The organism is Tenacibaculum sp. SSH1-16, assembly GCF_040104435.1.
GTDB lineage: Bacteria > Bacteroidota > Bacteroidia > Flavobacteriales > Flavobacteriaceae > Polaribacter > Polaribacter mesophilus.
Genome location: NZ_JBECOV010000003.1, coordinates 61,812 through 84,707 on the forward strand (window position 1 = coordinate 61,812; position 22,896 = coordinate 84,707).

Consider the following 22,896-nt stretch of genomic DNA (forward strand, 5'->3'; position numbering starts at 1 on the left):
TAAACTTCTTTAAAAATCCTTAAAAAAGGATACATAAATTTTAGTACATTTGGCTACTTTACGCAACAAAACAAACAACATGCAAAAAGATCATCAAATATTTGATTTAATTCAAGAGGAAAAAGAACGACAATTAAATGGTTTAGAATTGATTGCTTCTGAAAATTTTGTGAGTGACCAAGTAATGGAAGCTCAAGGATCAGTTTTAACAAATAAATATGCTGAAGGATACCCAGGTAAACGTTATTACGGAGGGTGTGAAGTGGTAGATATCGTTGAGCAAATTGCGATTGATAGAGCTAAAGAATTATTTGGAGCTGAGTATGTAAATGTACAGCCACACTCTGGAAGTCAGGCAAATACTGCGGTCTTTGCAGCTTGTTTACAACCAGGAGATACTATTTTAGGTTTTGACTTATCTCATGGAGGTCATTTAACACACGGTTCACCAGTTAATTTTTCAGGAAAATTATACAATCCTGTGTTCTACGGAGTGGTAAAAGAAACTGGATATATCGATTATGATCATTTAGAACAACAAGCAAAAGAGCACAAACCTAAGTTAATCATTGCTGGAGCTTCAGCGTATTCTCGTGATATTGATTTTAAAAAGTTTAGAGAAGTTGCTGATAGTGTTGGAGCTATTTTAATGGCTGATATTTCACATCCAGCAGGATTAATAGCAAAGGGTATTTTATCTGATCCACTACCACACTGTCATATAGTTACTACAACAACTCATAAAACATTACGTGGACCTCGTGGAGGAATGATTATGATTGGAAAAGATTTTGAAAATCCGTTCGGATTAAAATTAAAATCAGGAAAATTAAAGAAAATGTCTACATTGATTAACTCTGCGGTATTCCCAGGAAACCAAGGTGGACCATTAGAACATGTTATTGCAGCAAAAGCAGTTGCTTTTGGTGAAGCTTTAACAGATGAGTTCTTGGAATATCAAATTCAAGTAAAAGAAAACGCACAAGCAATGGCCAAAGCTTTTGTAGAGAAAGGATATGAAATTATTTCTGGAGGTACAGACAACCATTGTATGTTAATTGATTTACGTAACAAAAAGATTACAGGTAAAGCTGCTGAAGAAGCTTTAGGAAAAGCAGAAATAACTGTAAACAAAAATATGGTTCCTTTTGATACAGAATCACCATTTGTTACTTCTGGTATTCGTGTTGGTACTGCTGCAGTTACTACACGTGGTTTGAAAGAAGAAGATATGCAGGTAATTGTTGATTTAATAGACGAAGCATTAATGAATGCTGAGAACGAAGAAGTACTAGAAACAGTAGGAGAGAAGGTATATGATTTAATGCATAACAGACGCTTGTTTATTATGTAATATAACAATATCCTTATAAAAAGAAGGTTGTCTTGAAAGACAACCTTTTTTTATATACCTAACCCAGGTTTTGTTTTTACTCTTTATAAAGTTTTTTATACTGCTCATAAAGCCATTTCGTTTTTTTATAGGTCGTAAAACTATATTCGATATAGTTAATTTTAAACAATAAAAAAATGAAAAAAATTTACACAGTTTTAGTGTGTGTAAGCTTACTTATTGGGGCTTGTTCAAAAGATGAAGAAAATTTACCTGTAAAAGAAGTTACTCCTTTTGAAAATTTATTAAAAGACAACAATCTAATAGCTTATTACCCTTTCAATGGTTCAGCAAATGATAACAAAAACTCGTATGATGGGATTGTAAAAGACTTTGATGCTATTCAAGACAGAAAAGGAAACAACTCTAGTGCTTATAAAAGCACAACAACTTCAGCAGAAATTAGTTTTCCTGCTTCTATTCCTTTTAAAAATGAATCCTTTTCTATGAGTTTTTGGTTCAAGGTTCCTACAAACTTACATGATGCTACTTTTACTATTTTATCTAAAAGAGAAGCCTGTAGAAAAGGAGACTTTATTCAAGTAGCATATAAAAAAGGTTCGAATGAATTAACTGTTGAAATGAGATCAGACAATGTTATGACAGATTTAAATGGTTCTGCAACAGCTGATTTAGAAAATGTGAGCCCAACTAAATGGACTCATGTAGTTATCGTGAAAGATAATTCTACTAGAAAAACGACTATTTATATAAATGGAAAAGAAAAAGTAAGTACTCCATGGAGTCTTCCTAATGGAATTGTGAGCATAGATAATACTGCTAAGTTTAAAGTAGGACACTCACCATGTGTTATTTCTGGTCTTAACAACTTTATAGGCTCAATAGACGAATTAATCTTATTAAAGAAAGCTCTTACACCTCAGGAAATAAGTGTTTTGAAAAATCAATAAAAACAGTAAAAAATTAAAGGTAAAAAAATAGGTACTCTTACCAGAGTACCTATTTTTATTCGTCATTATCTTGAGCTCGTTCGAGAATTTTTTCAGGAAGTGCTTTTTTAGCTTTCGCTCCCATTTTCTTTAATTTTTCTACACTTGTAATTAAGTTTCCACGACCTTCTACCAACTTATTCATAGCTGCGGCATAATCGGCTTTAGTTCCATCTATTTTTTTACCAATATTAACTAAATCAGTTAATAATCCGTTAAACTTATCGTATAAAGCTCCTGCTTGTCGTGCTATTTCTAAAGCATTGCGTTGTTGCTTTTCATTATTCCACATCGTGTCAATAGTACGTAACGTAGCTAATAAAGTAGTTGGAGTAACAATAACAATATTCCTTTCAAAAGCTTTATTATATAAGGTGTTATCTTCATTTAAAGCTACTGCAAAAGCTGGCTCAATAGGTACAAACAGTAGTACAAAATCAGGAGACTCTATTTTATAAATATCCTCATATTTTTTTTCTGAAAGCTGCTCAACATGTCGCTTTAATGAGTTAACATGTTCTTTTGCAAAACGCTCTTTTACAATATCGTCTTCACTATTTACATACTGTTCATAAGCAGTTAAAGACACTTTAGAATCGACCACCATTTTTTTGTTATCAGGTAAGTGAATTACGACATCGGGCATGATACGTCTACCCTCATCATTGGTAAAAGATTGTTGCACAAAGTATTCTCTGTCTTTTTCTAAACCAGATTTCTCTAAGACACGTTCTAAGACTAATTCTCCCCAATTTCCTTGGGTTTTGCTATCACCCTTTAAAGCTTTAGTTAAGTTTAATGTTTCCTTGCTCATTTGAGCATTTAACTCTTTCAATCCTAATAATTGCTCTTTTAAAGCAGAATGCATTGAAATACTTTCTTTTTGAGTGTCTTCAACCTTTTTTTCAAAAGTTTGGATTTTTTCTTGAAGTGGATTTAAAATATCTTTAATATTTTTCTTGTTCTGTTCAGTAAACTTATTCGATTTTTCATCTAGAATTTTGTTCGCTAAATTTTCAAACTCTTTGGTAAACTTATCCTGTAGCTTTTCTACTTCTTCTTTATTTTCATTTAGCTTTAATTGTAAATTTTTCAATTCCTCATTTTTTCTAGCCAATTCAAGAGCAGTAAACTCCTTTTCACGACGTAATTCACTATTTTCTTTAGTTTTTTCGTCTAATCTATTTAAAAAATCTTCCTTTTGCTGAGAAAATGACTCTTCCTTTTCTTTTTTCTGAATATCAAAATTAGCTTGATGGTTTTGTAGGGTTACAATCTCTTTTTCTAAATCAGAAGTTTGTTGTTTAAATTTCAATTTAGAGAGTAAGTTTCCAATAACAAACCCAATTAGTAAGGTGCTAGCAGCAGTCAAAATAAGTAAGAGAGTGGTATTCATTAGAATAAATAAAAGGTTATTAAGTGAACAAATATAGGACAAGATAGGTTAAAATTATTTGATTTTTGTAGGGAAAACCGTATCATTGAACTTTATACCTAGTAAATGATATCTAAATTTATATTTCACAAAGTTTTAGGCTGGAAGGTAGTTGGAGATTTTCCAAGAAACTTAAAAAAATACGTTGTTATTGGAGCTCCACATACCAGTTGGAAAGACTTTCCAATTGCTATTTTGGCTAGAAACACTATTGGCGTAAAAATTAACTTTATAGGTAAGGCTTCGTTATTTAAACCACCTTTTGGTTTTATTTTTAGAGCATTAGGGGGCGCTCCTGTTGATAGAAGTAAAAGTACGAATAAGGTGGATGCAATTGTGTCTGTATTTAATAAGCATGATGAATTTCGTCTAGCGTTATCTCCTGAAGGAACTCGTGCTAAAGTAGTTTCATGGAAAACTGGATTTTATTACATCGCAAAAGGGGCCAATGTACCTGTGGTTATGTTTGCTTTCGATTTTGAAAACAAGCAAATTATTATAGCGCCTCCTTATTACTTAACAGATGATATGAACGCTGATATGAATCATTTTTATGATTTTTATAGAGATATTAAAGGAGCAAAACCAGAGCTGTTCTCAGTCCCTGATAAAGAGTAAAACAAACGTTAAATACTCTTATTAGCTTGAAAAATTTATAATATTTAAGTATCTTGTAGAAGGTTTAAAAACAGTAAGATATGAAAAGGTTTGTTTTTTTAATTAGTATGATTTTTATACTGCTTAGTTGTGCCTCTTCCAAAAATATAACTCAAGCAGAAATAGATAACATAAACGCTCTTATAGAAAGTAAAACTTTTGAAATAGAAGCAGAATGGGCTGAACCAATGGTTACATATGCAATGGCACAAATAGCTAATGCAGGTTTGTTACCTATAGGAAGTAACGCAGGAAACATTAATTTAGTAGGAAATAGTAATTTTTTCAAAATGAAAAAAGATACTGTTGCAGCCTATTTACCATATTTTGGAGAGCGACAAATGGGAGGTTCTTATGGAAGTACAGATATTGGAATTGAATTTGAAGGAACTCCTGAAGATTTAGTTGTATCAGAAGATAAAGAGAATGGTTACAAAATTAGTTTTAAAATAAAGGATAAAAATACAACAACTGAAAACTATAATGTTATAGTTAGAGTATATCCTAGCTTATCGAGTACCATTTATGTAAATAGTACGCAGAAAAATTCAATTAGATATAGAGGTAAGGTACTTAAAACTTCAGAAGAAAAGTAAAATATTGTATATAATACTGTATTTTTAGTAGCTCATTACATCAATGTATGGAGCTACCAAACTTTAAAAAGTATCTTATTGAAAAAGGAGGATTATCAGAAGATGATTACCTTCAAATACAATCGTTTATTTCTTTAAAAAACGTTTCTAAAAGTGATTTTTTATTAAAAGAAGGAGATGTGTGTTCACATTTCTTTTTTGTAGAAAAAGGTTTGTTACGTTTATATGCCCTAAATGAAGAGGGAAAAGAAAATATTTTACAGTTTGCTACTGAAAATTGGATTGTAAGTGATAGAGGTAGTGTATATTTTCAAGAACCGTCTACTTATTATATTGATGCTGTTGAAGATACACACGTTGTAATGTTAGATGAAGGCTTTATTAATAAAGTATCAGAAATAAATACTGATTTTAGAAGAAAAAATGAGCATTTGTTACAAAAACATATTCGTCAATTATACAAACGTATTAGTCAACTACTTGGAGCTTCAGCAAAAAGACGTTATTTAGATTTTGTAAAGATGTATCCAGATATTATGTTACGAGTTCCGCAATGGATGATTGCTTCTTACTTAGGAATAACTCCAGAAAGCTTGAGTCGTGTTCGTAAATCACTTGCTGAAGAAAACTTCAAACCAAATAATTAAGATACGAGTTATGATTGTTGATTTACGGTTGTTAGATAATCGTAATTCGTTCTTACCATAGATCAATGCATACCTTTTTTTGTTGCCGTAATTTTACAGTGAAATAAAAAGTGGAGATTAACTCACTTAATATTTCAAAAAAGTAAACTCAATTAATTTCGATGTTAAGCATCGAATAATTAATCCCATTTAATGGGTAAAAAAGGATTTATCATGAGACATTTAAAAACATTAGTTGTAACAAAAAATACAACAAAACCCAAAATTTTGAATTGGCAAGTTTCAACTGTTCCTGATGTCGAAACAGCCATTGAAAAATTACACCAACAAACATATAAGGTTTTAGCTATTTCTAAAGACACTAAAGAGATAGAAAAAACCAAACTGCAAAAGATTATTACAGTATTATTTCCTGAAGCAATTATTGTTGAATACAAAGATGAAACAGCGCTTTCAGAAAGCGTTAAACAAGGGTATTGGTCTAAAAATAAACCAGAAATACAACGTAATTATTTTGATAATTCATTTGAAATGGAATTAGCCGCTAGTTTAAATTAATTAAAGAAAGGAAGTTAAAATGAAAACAAGAAGTATAGAAAAGGTAGTAAAACCAGGAACTCCACATTTTGTAGGAGATGGATTTAGAGTTCATAATTTTATACCAGGAAGCTCAACGATGCAACGTATGGATCCATTTATTATGTTAGATTATAATTCAAAATATAATTTTCCTCCAACAGATAAACCAAAAGGAGTGGGAGTACATCCGCACAGAGGTTTTGAAACCGTAACGATTGCCTATAAAGGACGTGTTGAGCATGGTGATAGTGCAGGCGGAGGTGGAATTATAGGTGAAGGAGACGTACAATGGATGACAGCGGCTTCAGGAGTTTTACACAAAGAGTTTCATGAAACCGAATGGAGTAAAACAGGAGGAGAGTTTCAAATGGTACAATTATGGGTAAATTTACCGGCTAAGGATAAAATGAGTTCGCCAAAATATCAAGCAATTGCTAATGCAGAAATGGCTAAAATACCTTTAGCAGATGGAGGAGGAGAAATAGAGGTAATTTCAGGAGAGTATAAAGGAAATAAAGGACCTGCATTTACATTTTCGCCTGTAAATATGTTTAATGTAAAGTTGAAGAAAGGAATAAAAACACAGTTAACCTTTCCTAAAAACTATACTACTGCTATTTTATCAGTTGAAGGTAGTGTTAAAGTGAATGAATCAAACAATATTTTAGAGGATTACTTTGCATTATTCAAAAATGACGGAGATACTTTTACTTTAGAGGCTTTAGAAGATGCTATAATTTTAGTATTAAGCGGAGAGCCTTTAAACGAACCTATTGCGGCACACGGTCCGTTTGTAATGAATACTAAACAAGAGTTAATAGAAGCATTTCAAGACTTCAATACTGGAAAGTTTGGTTATTTAGAAGATTAACAATAACTTTAAAAGGCAACTCTTCGGTTTAGAGTTGCTTTTTTTGATTAAATCCTTAATAGGTATAAAAATGTCTAACACGAAACTAATAATTGAAGAGCGAGCAGCAAATATTGGTAATTTTCTAGTAGGTCGCTTGTTGCCATTTCGGCAAAAACGAATGGTAGGTCCTTTTATTTTTATCGACCATATGGGACCAGTAAAACTTACCGAAAATGATAATTTAGATGTTGATATGCATCCTCACATAGGTATATCAACTCTTACTTTTTTGTTTGAAGGAGCTATAGTACACCGTGATAGTATAGAAACCGAAATAGAAATAACTCCAGGAGCTGTAAATTGGATGACAGCAGGAAAAGGAGTAGTACATACAGAAAGAACTCCTAAAAGATTAAGGAATTCAACTAAGAAGCTTCATGGGTTACAAATATGGGTAGCTTTACCTTTAAGTGAAGAGCAATGTGAACCTTCTTTTACACATGTTTCCGAAAATGAAATTCCTAATTGGGAAGATGAAGGAGTTCAGTTTAAGCTCATCGCAGGAAAAGCGTTTGGAAAGCAATCTCCTGTTCCAGTATATAGTCCACTGTTTTTTATAGAAATTAAATCGAGTGAGAAGAAAACAATTACTATAGGAGAACATTTGTTTGGTGAAAGTGCCTTATATATTTTAGAAGGAAGTATTATTAGTGATGGACATACTTATGAGTCCAAAAAATTATTAGTAGCAAAAGATAGTACGTTGTGTAGTTTTGAAATTTCTGCCAATTCAACCATATATATTTTTGGAGGAGAACCTTTTAATGAAGAACGTTTAATTGAGTGGAATTTTGTAGCTTCTAATAAAGAATTGATAGAACAAGCGAAGGAAGACTGGAAGAATAATAAATTTCCTTCTGTACCAAATGAGACAGAGCGAATTCCTTTACCAGAACAGCGACCTTTTGGAGGATAATAACGAATACTTAAAAGTAAGGTTTAACCATACTAAAATTATGGCTTTTTAACTGTTAAACATTTTTTTTAAAGTTAATTTAGGAACGTGAAATAAATATTTAACCCCCAAAAAAACTTTATAATGAAAAAAGTGATTTTAAACGTAGAAGGATCTCAAGAATTAACAAAAACAACATTAAAAAATATTAAAGGAGGAGGACCTTTTCCTTTTCCTAAAGAATGTGGAGGAGATGGTTCTTTTATTTATCAAGATGGAGTAAAGGTATGTTGTTACAGACCTACCACTATGGACTATATTTGTTAAAAATTGTTTAATATAGGATATAAGAAAAAGGCTTTAGTTTATAAACTAAAGCCTTTTTTGTTAATTGTTTTTGATTTTGGAAAAATAGAGAATAGCATCATCTATAGCCTTATTAATAGGTAGATATTCAATCTTTAAATCTCTTACTGACTTAGTATTAGAAAAAAAGTTGTTTATACATAAAGTACGCATATTCGTTAAACTTAAAGAAGTTTTTATACCCATACTTCGGAGAACATCTCCAAAATAACCTATCATAATAAGTATAAACTTAGGGATTTGAACCATCAAAGGTAATTGATTAGTTACTTTGTTAAGTTTATTAAAAAAATCTTTATAACTAAGGTTCTCGTTTGCTAGTAAATACTTCTCTCCAAAAGAATTTGTAGTTAGTACTTTTATAATGCCATTAGCAACATCTTTTACATGCACAAAGTTTTTTCCTCCTGGAGGATAAAATATTACTTTCTTTTTCCATCCCATGTATATTATTTTCCCCGAACTAGGTTTAGTATCGTAAGCTCCTAACATAAAAGTAGGATTTACGATAGCTGTTTTTATCTTATGGTTATTTTTTAACAAGTACTTCTCAGCTTCAAATTTACTTTTCGCATAATATGATTGTTTAAAAAGTTTACTCATTTTATTATTTTCAGCCCCCGGTTTTTGAAAAGAACCATACCCTAAAGTATTGGCAGTACTAACAAAAATAAAACGTTTAACATTACATATTATAGCGGCATTGTATAGTTGTATAGTAGTATTACAGTTTATTTTCTTATAATCAGAATACCTCAATAAATTTTGACTAGTTGTTGCAGCAACATGTATTACTACGTCAACTTTATTTAATAAAGAAGTAAAGTCTATAAATAAATCACCTTCAATTAATTTTAAGTGTTTATGTTCTTTTCCTTTATAGTTTTGTTTTTTTCTGGTAAGACCAATAACAAAATAACCTTGTTGTAAAAGTTCATGACATAAATTAGTACCTAATAAACCATTAACTCCAGTAATAAAAATTCGTTTCATTTTTAAGCTTCTCTTTTTATTATACTTGTCATCATAGGTATTTTTATCCAATTAGGTAAAAGAATAGAAATAAACCAACTCATTGGGTTTATGACTATAAAAGCTTTTCGTTTAAACATTTTTTTTATTGAATATTTAGCAACCTTTTTTGGATCTAGCAAGGTTAATTTACCTAAAAAGCCTTGTTTTTTTATTCTTGCAGTAATTTCTGGATTTGTTTTCATAGCTCCAGGATTTATAACACTAACAGAAACATTAGTGTTTTTTAGCTCTTCTGAAAGACCTAATGAAAATGAGTGAACAAAAGCTTTTGAAGCAGGATAAACTGTTTTATAACCTAGAGGGGAAAAAGCAGCAATGCTTGATACATTTAAAATGTATGATTTTTTTTGCTCTTTTAAATTAGGAAGTAATTGATGTGTAAGTATTGTTATTGCTTTTATATTGACTTGAATAATATTATTAATATAATTAAGAGAAACGTCTTCTATTTTTTTTGTTCCACCAGTACCAGCATTATTAATTAGAATATTAATGGCGTATTTTTCCTTTAAATAACTAGTTAATGATTTAAGGTTAGCATCTGAAGAAAAATCAGTTTCATAATAGGCTACTTTAACATTGTAGTATGTTTCAATTAGGTTAGCCAGTTTATTTAAATTTTGTTTAGGAAGACTAATTAAAATGAGATTGTGTTTTCTTTTGGCCAATTCTAATGCAAAAGCTTTTCCTAACCCTTGACTTGCTCCTGTAATAACTGCAAACGTATTATCTGTATATTCTTTCATTTGTCTTTTTTAAAATATGTAAACAAAATTAGAACAAGAGATGATTTAAAATGTCCTTGTTTATAAATGAGGACAGGAATTCAAACTATTGGCAATTAATGATTTAAATACTCTTATTGTTCTGTGTTATAAACTAGAACTTTGTTTTTTAAATTCCGAAGGTGTTTGATTTGTAAGCTTTTTAAATGTAGTATTAAAAGCAGTTTTAGAACTAAAACCAGACTCAAATGCAATACCTAATATAGATAATTTTTCAGAAGATTTATCCATTAATAATTTTTTAGCTTTTTCTATACGATAACTATTGATAAACTGATAGAAATTTTGATTAAATCCATTATTAATAACATATGATAATTGGTGCGATGTTATTTGCATTTCTTCCGCTAAAGAAGCCAAATTAATGTTGTTATCTAAATACAAATGTTTAGTTTTCATCAAAGCATTTAATTTAGCTTTTAATATAACAAGCTCTTTGTCTTTAATAATTTTTCGTTTATTAGTATCAATTTCATCATCATCATCATTCTCAATAGCAATAATATCTTCACGGTGTTTTTGGTTGGTCGGAAAAATTTCTTTTTGTTTTAAGGAGTTGTAAGTCATAAACAAGACAACACCTAACGTAATAATGTTTAGGTATAGGTTTAAGGGTAGTCCAATATAAACAAGGTTAAAAACACTTATAATTAAAACTAGAACCATAATTACAAGAATAATATTTTCTAACCATTTCAAATTAATTTCATCAGTATTAGATGAAAACAAAGTTATTTTTCGCTGATGAATACGAAGTCTTAAAAACGATTTTGTAGTAAATATAATCGCATTAACAAGTATTAATGTTACTAATAAAAACTGATAATTAATAATCGAGATGTAATCATAAATAATTGCAATTAAATAAACTATTGGTATAATAAATACAGTGCTGTCTTTAAACGTAAAACTATAATTAGGATTAGAAAAAAACAAAACACTGATATATAGTAGTATAGGGGTGAAAAATTGTATAAATGAAATTACTAAGTTAAAAAAATGACCAAAAGGTTCTGCCTTTGTTAGCAAAACAATTTCTTCTAACCAAAAACTAGACCATAAAAATAAAGTTATCCCAAACCAAATATTAGCTTTTTTATTTACTCTCAATGGGTTTGAAAGCATGATAAAAGAAAGTAGTATTAATGAAGAAAAAACAAGTATTTGAATAAAATAGATAAGCAATTAATTTTGTTTTTCACAAATATAAGTTCTTATCTTTAATTTAATAGGGTCTAACACTTAAGTTTTTTTATTAATTAACCGTAGTATTACTTAGACTTTTTTAGTTGGTAATAATTCCTCAGGAAAAGGGAATAAAATTGTTAAGTTTTTCTCTGCGGCAATATATGTATTTACCAAATCTAAATTTAATACAGACCCTATTACCGATTGGTACTGCCATTTGCCAAATGGCTATCCTTCTGATAATTAAAAAACTAAATAATATATTCGGATTAAAAGTTCGCTTTTTTGTACTAAAGAATAAAGCTACAGTTGTGTCTGCTTTTTAATAGCGTATCTGTTTAGAGAGTTTTCTAGTTTCTGAATCATTCTTTTTCTAAGTTTTTCAGGTTTTAACACTTCTATACTATCACCAAAGCCCAAAATTAAACGTTCCAATTCATAATTAGGAATAACTAAAATATTAAAGATAGCACCGTCATCTGTATATTTTATCAATCGTTGAGATTTATGAAAAGGTTTCGTGAGTACATAAGGAGTATTTGCTTTATCTACCCAAAAAGCAATACGTTGTGGTCTCGTATTTGAAACTGTGACACCAACAACATCTTTATAATAAACATCACCATTAATTGCTTTATCTATATATGTTGTGTTTTCAACTTCCATTACAGAATTTATACGATCCAAAGCTAAGGTTGTTTCTTTACCCTTTACGAGTGCTAATAAAAACCATCTATTATTAAACTCCTTTAATAATTGTGGGTGCAAGGTTATTGTACTGGCTTTTTCTGCTTTAAACGACTGATAATTTACTTTTAATACTTTTTTTTGCTGTATGGCATTGTATAAAGGATCTATAAATGACAAGCCTTTTAGTTGTTCGTTTTTATCTAAATGAATAATAGCTCTATTGTGTTTTTGAGAAGAATATACCGAATCTTCTAAACGTTGTAGCACTCCATCCATTTCTTTGAATAAAGAAAAGTCTTTAAACTGACGTAATACTTGAATGGCATCATTCATCACCTTTACATCGTTTTCAGTCACAGGAATATTCATAATGGAATACCCTTCTTCAGCATAACGGTAATATTTTCGTTGATAGACTTCAATTGGAGCATTATACCCTAATTTATCACTACGCATCATTTGAATATCTAACTGAATCGTTCTTTTACTTACATAAATATCTTTTCCTTCGTATTCATACAAAGCATCCGAACAAGCATCAATTAAATCATTCAAAGTCCAAGTACGCATGGTGTTTCGGAGGCATTGATCAATTGTTTTATATCGAATTAGTGCATTTTTGTTAGAAGCCATTTTATAATTTTTTAGTAAAAATGATAAATTCTTTTTTAGTACGCAAAAAGATTGCGTAATAAAGCTAAATATTTGTAGTGTGATTAAGAAAAAGAGGTCGTTTAAGTGGGGAAGTTGCCATGAACATAAAAAATATTTAAAATACAGAAAATGAAAAAACTAAAAAATGAATATAGAAATCAAGATGAAGCTTTAACAAAAGCTATTATTTGTGATTTAGACGGAACTTTATCTTTGATACATAACAGAAGTCCTTTTGATGGTAGTAGGTGTGAACAAGATTTACCTAATATGCCTATCGTTAATTTAGTAAAGAATTACCAACAATTAGGATATAAAATACTTCTTTTATCAGGTAGAGAAGCTAAATATCAATCAGAAACAGTATCTTGGTTAAAAAAGCATGAAATAGCTTATGACGCACTATGGATGCGTAAATCAAAAGATAATAGGAAAGATGCGATTATTAAAGAAGAGGTATTTAAAAGAAAAATAGAGCATAAGTACTTTATTGAGTTTGTTTTAGATGATAGGAATCAGGTGGTTGATTTATGGAGAAAAGAATTAAAACTCCCTTGTTTACAAGTATTTTATGGTGATTTTTAAGAATCAACAACAATTGATTAAAAATAATGGAAAGAAAAATAACTCAAAAGTTAAAACAAAAGGCATATCAGCTTTTGGTAGATAAAATTGACATAGAAGTTTTTGAAAGCTTTTTATACAAACTGGTAGAAAATAACGAATTCAATAGTAAAGATTTACTATTTGACTTTATAAATATTAATTATAAATCTAATGATTATAGAAGAAGGTTATTAAACCTTATAAAAGATAACAGCTCTGAGAAAGAACTATTAAGTTTAGAAGTGTATTCTTTATGTTTGACACTATCAAGGTCTAATGAAAATGAGGTTGTTTTAAGTGCAATTAATTCATTATCAGGTTTAAATTCACAAACTGAATATCAATACGATATATTATTTGAATTTTATATGTTAAATGACAATATTTTAGGGGATGGTTTCTATTATTATTCATTAACAAATGAGCAGGTAATAGATAGAGCAAAATTATTTTCAGAAAAAGTCATTTCAAAATTTAATTCATTCAAAGAAAATGAAGATTGGTATGGATTTTTAAATTGCGAAATAGAAGTAAAAAGTGATGATAAGGTATTAAAACAAAATAATGTTATAAAAGAAGTAAAACTAGATGAAAACAAAAGTTTAATAAGAAAGAGTATCGATTTATTTAAACAAGCTTTAGGAGTAGGTTAAACTAGTAATACTTAATTTAAAATCAATCTAATAGGTAAAATCAACTAAAAATATCATATTTGCAGCAGTTCATTGAAATGGCTTGGTAATTTTATGAGATATGTAAGGCAATAGTGTTTTACATAATTTATAAAATATGATACTAATGAATTGGAAAATTCAAAAATTAAATAATGGAGAAACCATTATTTCAAAAGAGCCAGGTAACTCTATGTTGCCTATTTTAAAATCTAAACAGCCTGTAAAACTAAAACCAATAAACTGGGAAAATTGTAAGGTTGGCGATATTGTGTATTGCAAAGTTCGTGGAAACTGTTTTACGCACCTTGTAAAAGGAAAAAACAATAAAAGAGGTTTGCAAATAGGAAACAATCATGGAAGAATAAACGGGTGGACTAAGAATGTATATGGAATAGTAGTAGAGATATTACCAATGCCATAGGCATTTTAATAAAGAAAAAAAGAGAATGAAGGTTCTCCATATTTTATAAATTAATTAAACGAAATTTTAACCTATGCTAATGCAATTAATACACATATCGGACGCTCAAAAGCGATTTTTATGGAGTTATCAATAAGGTTATTGTAGTATAAAATCACTAAAAGCGTCCAAATTATATAATTTGGACGCTTTTTTTTTATAAAAAACTTCAAGTCTTTGAAAGTTACATGTAAAATGCTACATAGCTTACAACCAAAAGGTTACTAGTCTGAAGAAATTCGGATAGGATACTTATATCTTTATTTTAGTATAAGTGTTTGATTTTTAGTAAAATAAAATCATTTTAAACTTGTGTAATTCAAAAAAGGCTCACATCTTTGCACCAGTAATTTTTATACAGAGCGCAGTTCAAGTATAAACATACTCAACAACAAAATAATAATTTTTAAAAACGAAGTAAGCATGTTCAAATATCAATTAAACATAAGTACAGTAAAAGAACCAGGTTCTTTTGTACACACGCTTCGCGATTTTCTTCATACATAGAAATAACAACAACTTATATATGAAAAATCCGAAGCCTCAATAACGTTTCGGATTTTTTTATGCTACACATTTCCGCATAGTTTTCAATTTCCGAAGCAAAGAGAAAAATATTGATACAAAGCACTAATTAGAAAATTGGTGCCCAACATTATAATGTCTCAACATGGGAAATAAACTAAAAGGAAAAGATCTAATCAAATTAGGCTTTCCAAAAAACAATAGTATAAATATTGCCTTAGGGCAAATTAACCGATATAGAAAAAAAGAAAAGAAAGAACGCATTTTAGAAGAAGCAAAAAATGTATTGCTTTATCCAGAAAAATATCAAGGAAATGCTATTTGGGGTAAAGTTGCTGAAGGTTTAACCAAGCCTGTTGAAATTAAAATGCATGAATTACGAAATACAAGAGCTCCGTTTTCTATTTATGGAGAAAATGAAATTGATGAGCAAGCTAAGTTTCAGTTGTACGATGCTTTAAAATTACCAATTGCGGTACAAGGAGCTTTAATGCCTGATGCACATTCAGGGTACGGATTACCCATAGGTGGCGTGCTTGCTACTGAAAATGCAGTAATTCCGTATGGGGTAGGAGTAGATATTGGCTGTAGAATGGCATTGAGTATTTTTCCGATGAAAGCTTCTTATTTAAAAGGAAAGCAACATCAATTAGAAAATATCTTGAAGGAACATACCAAGTTTGGAATGTATGAAACACATGATAAAAAACAAGACCATGAAATTTTTGAACGGAATGAGTTCCAAGATATCCCTTTACTAAAACGGTTAAAAGTAAAAGCATATAATCAATTAGGAACTTCTGGAGGTGGAAATCACTTTGTAGAGTTTGGAAAGGTAACCATAACAGATGAATACAATGAATTCAACGTGCCTGTAGGAGAGTATGTGGGATTGTTAACACATAGTGGATCACGTGGATTGGGATCAAACATTGCAAAACACTATACCTATTTAGCGAGTAAACAATGTCCGTTACCTAAAAACGTACAACATTTAGCATGGTTAGATTTAGATACGCATGACGGACAAGAATATTGGCTAGCAATGAATTTAGCAGGTGATTATGCCAAGGCATGTCATGATAATATTCATAAACGAATTGCAAAGTTATTAGGAATAAAACCTTTAGCAATGATTGAGAATCATCACAATTTTGCTTGGAAAGAACAGCTAAATGGAGTTGAATGTATTGTACATAGAAAAGGAGCAACACCTGCCAATAAAGGAGTATTGGGTATAATTCCGGGGTCTATGACCGCACCAGGATACATTGTTAGAGGTTTAGGGAACCAGGAGAGTTTACAATCGGCATCACACGGAGCAGGAAGAAAACATTCAAGAAGGAAGTGTAAAGAGAAATTTACCAAAAGTGATATTAAGCATCAGTTAAAAATGAATGAAGTTACGCTCATTGGAGGTGGAGTAGATGAAGCTCCTATGGCGTATAAAAATATCAAAAAGGTAATGGCTAATCAACAAGAGTTAGTTGAAGTATTAGGCACTTTTACACCGAAAATCGTACGAATGGATAAGTAAAAAGAATCGTCATTCTGAAAGAGATAACAACTGAAGCAATCTGCTTACCGATTAACAGATTGCTTTGTTTCACTCGTAATGACAGGAATAGGAAATTAAAATGAACATAAAAATAATACAATTTACAGCGGGTCGTGGACCTTCGGAATGCTGCTGGGTAGTAGCAAAAGTGCTAAAAGCATTTATAAAAGCTGTAGTAGAACATAAGATAACGTATGACATTCTTCATAAAGAAAATGGAATAGAGAATGGCACCATACAATCAGTAAGTGTTCAATTAAAAGGAAATAACCTGTCTTTATTTTTAAAAGATTGGTTGGGCACTATTCAATGGACAGGAAAATCAACCTTTAGAAAATACCATAAACGCAAAAACTGGTTTATAGGTTGTTTTGAATTGGAATATAATAATGAGTTAACCATACAAGAAAAAGACATCGAGTTTCAGGCAATTAGAAGTTCTGGACCTGGTGGACAACATGTAAATAAAGTAAGTTCTGCTGTACGAGCAAAACATAGCACAACAGGAATTCAAGTATTGGTTTCAGAAAGTCGTTCACAGCATCAGAATAAAAAAATAGCTGTACAACGTTTAAAAACCTTGATAGGAAATCATAATATAAATCAATTACAAAACACCATAAAAAAAGAATGGGAAAACCATTTAGACTTAGAAAGAGGAAATCCAGTAAAAGTATTTGTTGGAACTGATTTTAAAGTTAAAAAGAACAAAAAAAGATTTAAAACAACGCGTAATCAATTAAAAAGTGAGTTGCGTAAACAATTATAATAAGATGAAAACATTAGCAAACAATTACATATTTAAAGCATTAGATGCTTTTCCTTATGAATTAGAAGAAACAATGGAGGCATTAACATACGCTTTGGCGTATGAAGAAAAAAATGTAGTAGCGTTGTGCTTAATGGGACGCATTTATGCAGAGCACCTAGGTGATTTTGAAAAAGCAAAACTGTATTATACAGAGGCTTTAGCAGAAAATATGTATGCTTTTAACGTATATCCACATTACATCAATGTGTTATTATGGAATGAAGACTATGAGGAAGCTGAACGATTCATTGATTTCGCATTAACCGTAAAAGGTTCCGATAAAGCTATTTTATATACTGGTAAAGCCCAATTATATGAACAGAAAGAAGCGTATAAAAAATCATTACAAACTTTAAAACTTGCTAAGAAACACACGTATAATAGTGACTATATGCGAACTGTAAGAGAACATATAGAACGTGTAGAGGATAAACTTCCTAAGAAAAAAATTAAGAAAAATCAAAAATAATTTTTAGTACGCAAAAACATTGCGCAATACAGTGTAATATTTGCAGCGTAATTATGAAAAAGATGTTTGCTGTGAGATAAAAATTGCTATGAAAAGCCTCATTATAACAAAGGGTATAATGAGGTAGTTATAAAAGTTCATTTACATATTATAAATAAAAATATCAAGCAAGTCTTGTTGCGTGTTTCTGTATAGCACCATTGTATACACTCTTACAGTATTTGTATTAGAATTGTATATGCAACTAGTCTTGAAGGTTTTGATTATTCACCAAAAAATAATCGCACTCTATGTACGCAGGTTCGAATCCTGCCATAACGAAAGTTATGTAGCTAAGTCCGGTTAAAGCAATAGAGAAAATTCGTGTGGGTTCGAATCCCACTATCTGAAAGGATATGGCGGAATGGTAGACGCGCTAGATTTCGGTTCTAGTAATTATGGTAAGCCTAACGGCATGTCGGTTCGAGTCCGACTTCACGACTTGAGAAAAGTCATCAGGAAGCTCATCACCTTGTAAAACTGATGAACCAAAAGTGTTGAATGTTTAATGAGTTTTTAAATAAACACTTATAAACGTACTTTGAAATAATAACCATTACATAAACAATGTATTGAAATTTAGTATGTCAGTTATAGTATCAATTAGTATAACCCATGTAGTAAACAACAATACAAAAGCTATGTAATCTTATTATTTCCGTGGGCTTATAAGCATTAACATTCAGTACTTTTTACAAAAACAAACAAATTTCTCTATGGTGAGAAAAACAACGTATAAACAATTAAAAACAAAAAGATTATGAAAAGAATAACAATTAATCAAGGAAAAGTAGGACTAGTATTTAAAAAAGGAGATTACATAAAGGTAATTAAAGCGGGTACACATTGGTTAGGGTTTAATCAAACAATGGCAGTATACGATTTAACAAAAGATTTTTATACATCAGTAGCTTTAGAAGTGTTGTTACAAGACGCAACTTTAGCAGCAATGTTAGAGATTGTTGAAGTACAAGACAATGAGTTAGTTTTCATGTACGAAAATAATAACTTTAAAAGAGTTTTAAATGCTGGAAGACATGTTTTCTGGAAAGGGTTTATTACTAGAACCTTTCAAAGAATAGATATAAGCAAGATTGAGATTACTGAAAAAGTTGATGCCTCTTTATTCAATAATTATGAGGTAAACAAATATGTTAGAACTTTTGAAGTTGCTGCCTACGAAAAAGCGGTGTTGTTAGTGAATGATACCTACCAAAAAACATTGGTAGGAGGGACGTATAGGTTTTGGAAAAATGAAACAACTATTAAAATAGCGAAAGTAGACACCAGACAATTACAATTAGAAATTGCAGGTCAGGAATTGTTAACTAAAGACAAAGCAAATGTTAGAATTAACTTTTATACGCAGTACAAAGTAACTGATATTGAAAAAGCGTTATTGGCTAACAAAGACTATGAAAAGCAATTATATGTAAACATGCAGTTAGCATTGAGAAAATATGTAGGGCACTACACATTAGATGAATTATTAGCTAACAAAGAAGATGTGTCAAAAGCAGTTTTTGAAGAAACAAAAGCGAATGCTGAAAAATTAGGTGTAGTAATTCAAGGTTGCGGAATTAGAGATGTTATTTTACCAGGAGAAATGAAAGAAATCATGAATCAGGTATTGGTAGCACAAAAGAAAGCCCAAGCTAATATTATTACCAGAAGAGAAGAAACAGCCTCAACGAGAAGCTTATTAAATACTGCTAAATTAATGGAAGACAACGAAATGTTGTTTAAGTTAAAAGAAATGGAGTATGTAGAAAAAATTGCTGATAAGATTGGAGAAATTACAGTTACTGGAAACGGAAATGTAATTAAACAGTTAAAAGAAATATTTGTAGCTAATAAATAATTACATTGGCAAAATTAGAATTTTAGAAGTTTAGAAGTTAGGTATAAAAAATATATAATTTGTTTATATCTAAAACCTAACTTCTAAATTCTTTTACTTTTAAATAGTTTTCAGACGGAGATATAAGAATTATATTTAACATAATATTTAAAAATATAATTCAGAAACTTCAACGAATATTAAACACTTATAAAAAAGATTGTTACAGGTTATCTACATGTGGATATGAATAAAATTACAGTGTCGTAAAATGACTGTAACAAATTTGTAGATACCATAAAACATATCTACAATTAAATAAAAAACACTTCGTCATTCTATTTACACAATTCAAAATGAATTATAATTAATATTATGTAAAATAGAAATTAAATTATTTAACCATTAATACCTTGAGAAATTTCTTCTTGCAATAAATTGTTTTAACCAAAATGTGTAAGTCTGATACCAAAATGTATAAGTATTGTAGGATAATACGGCTATAAATTTGCATTGTAATTAATTCTATAGCTGTACAGTTGCTATAAGCAGAATCTAGAGCAAAAAAGTATAACAGATAACACAATATCGACTAAAAAATAAAAACGATGAACAATTTAAAAGCAGGAAAAAATAGTGTGACATTCACGTCATTTGGAGTAGAATTAGCAGGAGATCTTTACCTACCTAAAGGATTTGATTCAAACAAGAAGTACAAAGCCATAGTAAGTGCTAGTCCGTTTCCACAAGTTAAAGGACAGGTTATGGCAACCTATGGACCAGAAATGGCAAAAAGAGGGTTTGTTTTTTTGGGATTTGATTATTTAGGAATGGGAGATTCTCCAGCATTACCAGGAGAATATAAAAAATCTAGATACATGTTTAGATTAATAGAAAATACTTGGGATGCAGTATCTTATCTCGGTACACTTCCTTTTATAGAAGAGATTGAAGGACTAGGTGTTTGTCAGGGTGGTTCTATCATTGCATCAGCAGCAGTTACAGACCATAGAATTAAGAAAATAGCAATGGTTTCTGGTATGATGGCAGCAGATGGTTTTCAATGGTTAGGTAGAGAAGTTACAGATCCTATGATTGCAGCTGCTAATGATTCTATGCAAAAACAGTACGAAACTGGAGAACCTGATTATTATGCTCCATTTGGATTAGATGATGAAATGACTAAAGAAGAGTTTGTTACTACTGCCGCTTACCCAGTAATGGCAGAAGAAACGTATAATTACTATGGAAAAAACGGTGAAAAAGGCCCTGGAACTGTTAAAAATGCTTCAAACATACATATTGCAGACCAAGCCATGCAGTCTTTAATTTCTATTGGAGAGGCTTATGCAGATAAAATTGTACAACCAAGTTTAGTAATATATAGTACCAATGCATCTACTGCCCCCTGCTCTACCCAATTTATAGCAAAACTTACTAATGATAACACAACATTAGCATTTGATGAGTTTACTCATGTAGATTTTTATTATAAGCCTGAAGCTGTAAAAGCATCAACAGATGCTGTAGCAGAATTTTTTAATAAATAATTTAGATAGAATTTTTACAAGTATTAAACTCCTAATCGATTAATAACGTCTTAAGCTTTTCAATATGAAAATACAAGAACTAGAAACACTAGTGAAAGGACAGAAAGTACATCAAATTAAATGTGGTAATCATCGTTTTATTGATATCACTATCGTCGCAATTGAAGGACGTTTTTTTGTACGTCAGTATAAGTTCGGAAAACGAAGCTGGCATCATGCTTTTTTAAAGCATCCTGAAGGTACTATGAAAACTGGTAACACAGTTGTAGATATTGATGGTGTTATTCCTACGGATTTAGAAGAAATAAACCCTAAAGTAAATAAAGCATATCTAAAATTATTAGGATTGATTTATCCAGTAATGCGATTGACTTTTGACACAAAAAAACATGAAGCGTCTACTTTAGAACTTATTCCCAAAAGTCTATGAAAAATAGTATACAAAAAATTATAAAAAAAATGTTGATTACCCTCTTATCACTTATTGGTATTTTGATAGTTGCTTACGTTTTGATTGTCAAATTTTATCCTTCTTTCGGTGGCGACGTCACAAAAAAAGATTACCAATCTTATACTAGTTCTAAACAATACGAAAATGGCAAATTCCGTAATAAGGATGCAAACGTTCCGCAAAATTTAGGGTTTAATGATATGGTAAAATTATCTTGGAAATTCTTTACTACCAAAGTTAAAAACGGAAGACCAAAGCAAGACTTACACGTTCAAAAAATAGATTCGATAAATGTTGCTGATTATAAAGGTGACACACGCTTCATTTGGTATGGGCATTCGGCTTTCTTAATGCAAACACAAGGAAAAAACATTCTAATTGACCCAATGTTTGGTAAAGTAGCTGCACCAATGAACTTTTTAGGTGAAAATCGTTTTAATAAAGAGATACCTTTAGAAATTGAGAAATTACCTAAAATAGATGCTGTAGTCATTTCCCACGACCATTACGATCATTTAGATTATGAAAGTATTGAAAAGCTAAAATCAAAAGTAGAACACTATTTTGTTCCACTAGCCGTTGGAGTGCATTTAAAAGCTTGGGGAATTTCCGAAGAAAAAATTACGGAACTTGATTGGTGGGGAGAAACAACATATAAAGGTTTGCAGTTTATCTGTACACCATCTCAACATTTCTCTGGTAGAAAAATGAATAATCATCAGAGTACTTTATGGAGTTCATGGATAATCAAAACACCAACTGATAACATCTTTTTTAGTGGAGATAGTGGTTATGGTGAACACTTTACAGAAATCGGCAACAAATATGGACCATTCGATTTTGCAATGCTAGAATGCGGACAGTACGATGAGCAATGGCAAGACATACATATGCTTCCAGAGCAAACTGCGCAAGCAGGCGTAGATTTACAAGCAAAAAAAATAATGCCAATTCATTGGGCAGGTTTTAAACTGGCATTACACTCTTGGACAGACCCAATTGAACGTGTTACTAAAAAAGCAAATGAACTAAACATACCTTTGGTAGCACCAAGAATTGGCCAAACATTTACCATAAATAATATCGAAAACAGTGATTCCAGCTGGTGGAATGAATATTAATAATAAATC

The 22,896-nt window shown here is 30.5% G+C and carries 24 protein-coding genes and 1 tRNA gene; 20 read left to right on the forward strand and 5 right to left on the reverse strand.

Features of this window, described 5'->3' with window-relative positions:
- Nucleotides 1-79 precede the first annotated feature (79 nt).
- Nucleotides 80-1,354, forward strand: a complete 1,275-nt coding sequence (gene glyA / locus ABMY20_RS05190; RefSeq protein WP_047788803.1) for a serine hydroxymethyltransferase — start codon at nt 80-82, stop codon at nt 1,352-1,354.
- A gap of 176 nt (nt 1,355-1,530) precedes the next feature.
- Nucleotides 1,531-2,304, forward strand: a complete 774-nt coding sequence (locus ABMY20_RS05195) for a LamG domain-containing protein (RefSeq protein ID WP_349264787.1) — start codon at nt 1,531-1,533, stop codon at nt 2,302-2,304.
- A 55-nt stretch (nt 2,305-2,359) separates the two neighbouring features.
- On the opposite strand, the gene rmuC is transcribed toward ABMY20_RS05195, so the two are convergent.
- Nucleotides 2,360-3,739, reverse strand: a complete 1,380-nt coding sequence (rmuC, locus tag ABMY20_RS05200; RefSeq protein ID WP_349264788.1) for a DNA recombination protein RmuC — start codon at nt 3,737-3,739, stop codon at nt 2,360-2,362.
- 105 nt (nt 3,740-3,844) lie between these two features.
- Between rmuC and ABMY20_RS05205 the strand changes: the two genes are divergently transcribed.
- The 7 genes from ABMY20_RS05205 to ABMY20_RS05235 all read left to right on the forward strand — a co-directional run bounded on the left by ABMY20_RS05205 (nt 3,845) and on the right by ABMY20_RS05235 (nt 8,392).
- Nucleotides 3,845-4,396 carry a 1-acyl-sn-glycerol-3-phosphate acyltransferase gene (locus ABMY20_RS05205; RefSeq protein WP_047788800.1) on the forward strand — a complete coding sequence of 184 codons (552 nt, stop codon included), beginning with the start codon at nt 3,845-3,847 and terminating at the stop codon, nt 4,394-4,396.
- An 80-nt stretch (nt 4,397-4,476) separates the two neighbouring features.
- On the forward strand, nt 4,477-5,031 hold the full coding sequence (locus ABMY20_RS05210; protein ID WP_349264789.1) for a DUF4251 domain-containing protein: 555 nt from the start codon (nt 4,477-4,479) through the stop codon (nt 5,029-5,031).
- Nucleotides 5,032-5,078: 47 nt separating this feature from the next.
- Complete coding sequence (locus tag ABMY20_RS05215; RefSeq protein ID WP_159491083.1) at nt 5,079-5,678, forward strand: Crp/Fnr family transcriptional regulator; 600 nt, start codon at nt 5,079-5,081, stop codon at nt 5,676-5,678.
- A gap of 213 nt (nt 5,679-5,891) precedes the next feature.
- Nucleotides 5,892-6,236, forward strand: a complete 345-nt coding sequence (locus tag ABMY20_RS05220) for a hypothetical protein (RefSeq protein ID WP_239179694.1) — start codon at nt 5,892-5,894, stop codon at nt 6,234-6,236.
- Nucleotides 6,237-6,255: 19 nt separating this feature from the next.
- Nucleotides 6,256-7,128 carry a pirin family protein gene (locus tag ABMY20_RS05225; RefSeq protein WP_349264790.1) on the forward strand — a complete coding sequence of 291 codons (873 nt, stop codon included), beginning with the start codon at nt 6,256-6,258 and terminating at the stop codon, nt 7,126-7,128.
- Between the two features lie 70 nt (nt 7,129-7,198).
- Nucleotides 7,199-8,086, forward strand: a complete 888-nt coding sequence (locus ABMY20_RS05230; RefSeq protein ID WP_349264791.1) for a pirin family protein — start codon at nt 7,199-7,201, stop codon at nt 8,084-8,086.
- 123 nt (nt 8,087-8,209) lie between these two features.
- Nucleotides 8,210-8,392, forward strand: coding sequence for a hypothetical protein (locus tag ABMY20_RS05235; protein ID WP_159491077.1), 183 nt, complete (start codon nt 8,210-8,212; stop codon nt 8,390-8,392).
- A gap of 60 nt (nt 8,393-8,452) precedes the next feature.
- Here ABMY20_RS05235 and ABMY20_RS05240 read toward each other — a convergent pair whose 3' ends face one another.
- The 4 genes from ABMY20_RS05240 to ABMY20_RS05255 all read right to left on the reverse strand — a co-directional run bounded on the left by ABMY20_RS05240 (nt 8,453) and on the right by ABMY20_RS05255 (nt 12,762).
- On the reverse strand, nt 8,453-9,424 hold the full coding sequence (locus tag ABMY20_RS05240) for an NAD-dependent epimerase/dehydratase family protein (protein ID WP_159491075.1): 972 nt from the start codon (nt 9,422-9,424) through the stop codon (nt 8,453-8,455).
- Nucleotides 9,425-9,426: 2 nt separating this feature from the next.
- Nucleotides 9,427-10,212: an SDR family NAD(P)-dependent oxidoreductase gene (locus ABMY20_RS05245; protein WP_047788792.1), complete on the reverse strand. Its 786-nt coding sequence runs from the start codon at nt 10,210-10,212 to the stop codon at nt 9,427-9,429.
- A 126-nt stretch (nt 10,213-10,338) separates the two neighbouring features.
- Entirely contained in the window at nt 10,339-11,361 is a 1,023-nt protein-coding gene (locus ABMY20_RS05250) for a helix-turn-helix domain-containing protein (protein ID WP_349264792.1), read from the reverse strand.
- Nucleotides 11,362-11,742: 381 nt separating this feature from the next.
- A complete protein-coding gene (locus ABMY20_RS05255) occupies nt 11,743-12,762 on the reverse strand; it encodes a WYL domain-containing protein (protein ID WP_159616988.1) in 1,020 nt (339 codons plus the stop codon).
- Nucleotides 12,763-12,912: 150 nt separating this feature from the next.
- On the opposite strand from ABMY20_RS05255, the gene ABMY20_RS05260 reads away from it, so the two are divergent.
- The 11 genes from ABMY20_RS05260 to ABMY20_RS05310 all read left to right on the forward strand — a co-directional run bounded on the left by ABMY20_RS05260 (nt 12,913) and on the right by ABMY20_RS05310 (nt 22,887).
- A complete protein-coding gene (locus tag ABMY20_RS05260; RefSeq protein ID WP_281979261.1) occupies nt 12,913-13,368 on the forward strand; it encodes an HAD family acid phosphatase in 456 nt (151 codons plus the stop codon).
- 26 nt (nt 13,369-13,394) lie between these two features.
- Nucleotides 13,395-14,042, forward strand: a complete 648-nt coding sequence (locus ABMY20_RS05265) for a hypothetical protein (protein WP_167713818.1) — start codon at nt 13,395-13,397, stop codon at nt 14,040-14,042.
- A 145-nt stretch (nt 14,043-14,187) separates the two neighbouring features.
- The gene (locus tag ABMY20_RS05270; protein ID WP_231128412.1) at nt 14,188-14,484 is read left to right on the forward strand and encodes a S26 family signal peptidase; all 297 of its coding nucleotides are present in this window, start codon (nt 14,188-14,190) and stop codon (nt 14,482-14,484) included.
- Nucleotides 14,485-15,193: 709 nt separating this feature from the next.
- Nucleotides 15,194-16,585, forward strand: a complete 1,392-nt coding sequence (locus tag ABMY20_RS05275) for an RtcB family protein (RefSeq protein ID WP_349264793.1) — start codon at nt 15,194-15,196, stop codon at nt 16,583-16,585.
- A 100-nt stretch (nt 16,586-16,685) separates the two neighbouring features.
- Nucleotides 16,686-17,375: a peptide chain release factor H gene (gene prfH / locus ABMY20_RS05280; protein ID WP_349264794.1), complete on the forward strand. Its 690-nt coding sequence runs from the start codon at nt 16,686-16,688 to the stop codon at nt 17,373-17,375.
- Between the two features lie 4 nt (nt 17,376-17,379).
- On the forward strand, nt 17,380-17,886 hold the full coding sequence (locus ABMY20_RS05285) for a hypothetical protein (protein ID WP_349264795.1): 507 nt from the start codon (nt 17,380-17,382) through the stop codon (nt 17,884-17,886).
- A 320-nt stretch (nt 17,887-18,206) separates the two neighbouring features.
- A tRNA-OTHER gene (locus tag ABMY20_RS05290) sits at nt 18,207-18,273 on the forward strand.
- 412 nt (nt 18,274-18,685) lie between these two features.
- Nucleotides 18,686-19,786, forward strand: coding sequence for a slipin family protein (locus ABMY20_RS05295; protein ID WP_349264796.1), 1,101 nt, complete (start codon nt 18,686-18,688; stop codon nt 19,784-19,786).
- A 587-nt stretch (nt 19,787-20,373) separates the two neighbouring features.
- The gene (locus tag ABMY20_RS05300) at nt 20,374-21,315 is read left to right on the forward strand and encodes a hypothetical protein (RefSeq protein WP_349264797.1); all 942 of its coding nucleotides are present in this window, start codon (nt 20,374-20,376) and stop codon (nt 21,313-21,315) included.
- A 64-nt stretch (nt 21,316-21,379) separates the two neighbouring features.
- Nucleotides 21,380-21,745 carry a hypothetical protein gene (locus tag ABMY20_RS05305; RefSeq protein ID WP_073183993.1) on the forward strand — a complete coding sequence of 122 codons (366 nt, stop codon included), beginning with the start codon at nt 21,380-21,382 and terminating at the stop codon, nt 21,743-21,745.
- A 29-nt stretch (nt 21,746-21,774) separates the two neighbouring features.
- Nucleotides 21,775-22,887 (forward strand): MBL fold metallo-hydrolase, encoded by a 1,113-nt coding sequence (locus ABMY20_RS05310; RefSeq protein ID WP_073184181.1) that lies wholly within the window; start codon nt 21,775-21,777, stop codon nt 22,885-22,887.
- The last annotated feature ends 9 nt before the right edge of the window (nt 22,888-22,896 follow it).

Excerpts from the sequence above, each read along its gene's own strand:
- glyA (WP_047788803.1), top strand. The coding sequence starts at position 80 with ATGCAAAAAGATCATCAAATATTTGATTTAATTCAAGAGGAAAAAGAA.
- ABMY20_RS05195 (WP_349264787.1), top strand. The coding sequence starts at position 1,531 with ATGAAAAAAATTTACACAGTTTTAGTGTGTGTAAGCTTACTTATTGGG.
- rmuC (WP_349264788.1), bottom strand. The coding sequence starts at position 3,739 with ATGAATACCACTCTCTTACTTATTTTGACTGCTGCTAGCACCTTACTA.
- ABMY20_RS05205 (WP_047788800.1), top strand. The coding sequence starts at position 3,845 with ATGATATCTAAATTTATATTTCACAAAGTTTTAGGCTGGAAGGTAGTT.
- ABMY20_RS05210 (WP_349264789.1), top strand. The coding sequence starts at position 4,477 with ATGAAAAGGTTTGTTTTTTTAATTAGTATGATTTTTATACTGCTTAGT.
- ABMY20_RS05215 (WP_159491083.1), top strand. The coding sequence starts at position 5,079 with ATGGAGCTACCAAACTTTAAAAAGTATCTTATTGAAAAAGGAGGATTA.
- ABMY20_RS05220 (WP_239179694.1), top strand. The coding sequence starts at position 5,892 with ATGAGACATTTAAAAACATTAGTTGTAACAAAAAATACAACAAAACCC.
- ABMY20_RS05225 (WP_349264790.1), top strand. The coding sequence starts at position 6,256 with ATGAAAACAAGAAGTATAGAAAAGGTAGTAAAACCAGGAACTCCACAT.
- ABMY20_RS05230 (WP_349264791.1), top strand. The coding sequence starts at position 7,199 with ATGTCTAACACGAAACTAATAATTGAAGAGCGAGCAGCAAATATTGGT.
- ABMY20_RS05235 (WP_159491077.1), top strand. The coding sequence starts at position 8,210 with ATGAAAAAAGTGATTTTAAACGTAGAAGGATCTCAAGAATTAACAAAA.
- ABMY20_RS05240 (WP_159491075.1), bottom strand. The coding sequence starts at position 9,424 with ATGAAACGAATTTTTATTACTGGAGTTAATGGTTTATTAGGTACTAAT.
- ABMY20_RS05245 (WP_047788792.1), bottom strand. The coding sequence starts at position 10,212 with ATGAAAGAATATACAGATAATACGTTTGCAGTTATTACAGGAGCAAGT.
- ABMY20_RS05255 (WP_159616988.1), bottom strand. The coding sequence starts at position 12,762 with ATGGCTTCTAACAAAAATGCACTAATTCGATATAAAACAATTGATCAA.
- ABMY20_RS05260 (WP_281979261.1), top strand. The coding sequence starts at position 12,913 with ATGAAAAAACTAAAAAATGAATATAGAAATCAAGATGAAGCTTTAACA.
- ABMY20_RS05265 (WP_167713818.1), top strand. The coding sequence starts at position 13,395 with ATGGAAAGAAAAATAACTCAAAAGTTAAAACAAAAGGCATATCAGCTT.
- ABMY20_RS05270 (WP_231128412.1), top strand. The coding sequence starts at position 14,188 with ATGAATTGGAAAATTCAAAAATTAAATAATGGAGAAACCATTATTTCA.
- ABMY20_RS05275 (WP_349264793.1), top strand. The coding sequence starts at position 15,194 with ATGGGAAATAAACTAAAAGGAAAAGATCTAATCAAATTAGGCTTTCCA.
- prfH (WP_349264794.1), top strand. The coding sequence starts at position 16,686 with ATGAACATAAAAATAATACAATTTACAGCGGGTCGTGGACCTTCGGAA.
- ABMY20_RS05285 (WP_349264795.1), top strand. The coding sequence starts at position 17,380 with ATGAAAACATTAGCAAACAATTACATATTTAAAGCATTAGATGCTTTT.
- ABMY20_RS05295 (WP_349264796.1), top strand. The coding sequence starts at position 18,686 with ATGAAAAGAATAACAATTAATCAAGGAAAAGTAGGACTAGTATTTAAA.
- ABMY20_RS05300 (WP_349264797.1), top strand. The coding sequence starts at position 20,374 with ATGAACAATTTAAAAGCAGGAAAAAATAGTGTGACATTCACGTCATTT.
- ABMY20_RS05305 (WP_073183993.1), top strand. The coding sequence starts at position 21,380 with ATGAAAATACAAGAACTAGAAACACTAGTGAAAGGACAGAAAGTACAT.
- ABMY20_RS05310 (WP_073184181.1), top strand. The coding sequence starts at position 21,775 with ATGTTGATTACCCTCTTATCACTTATTGGTATTTTGATAGTTGCTTAC.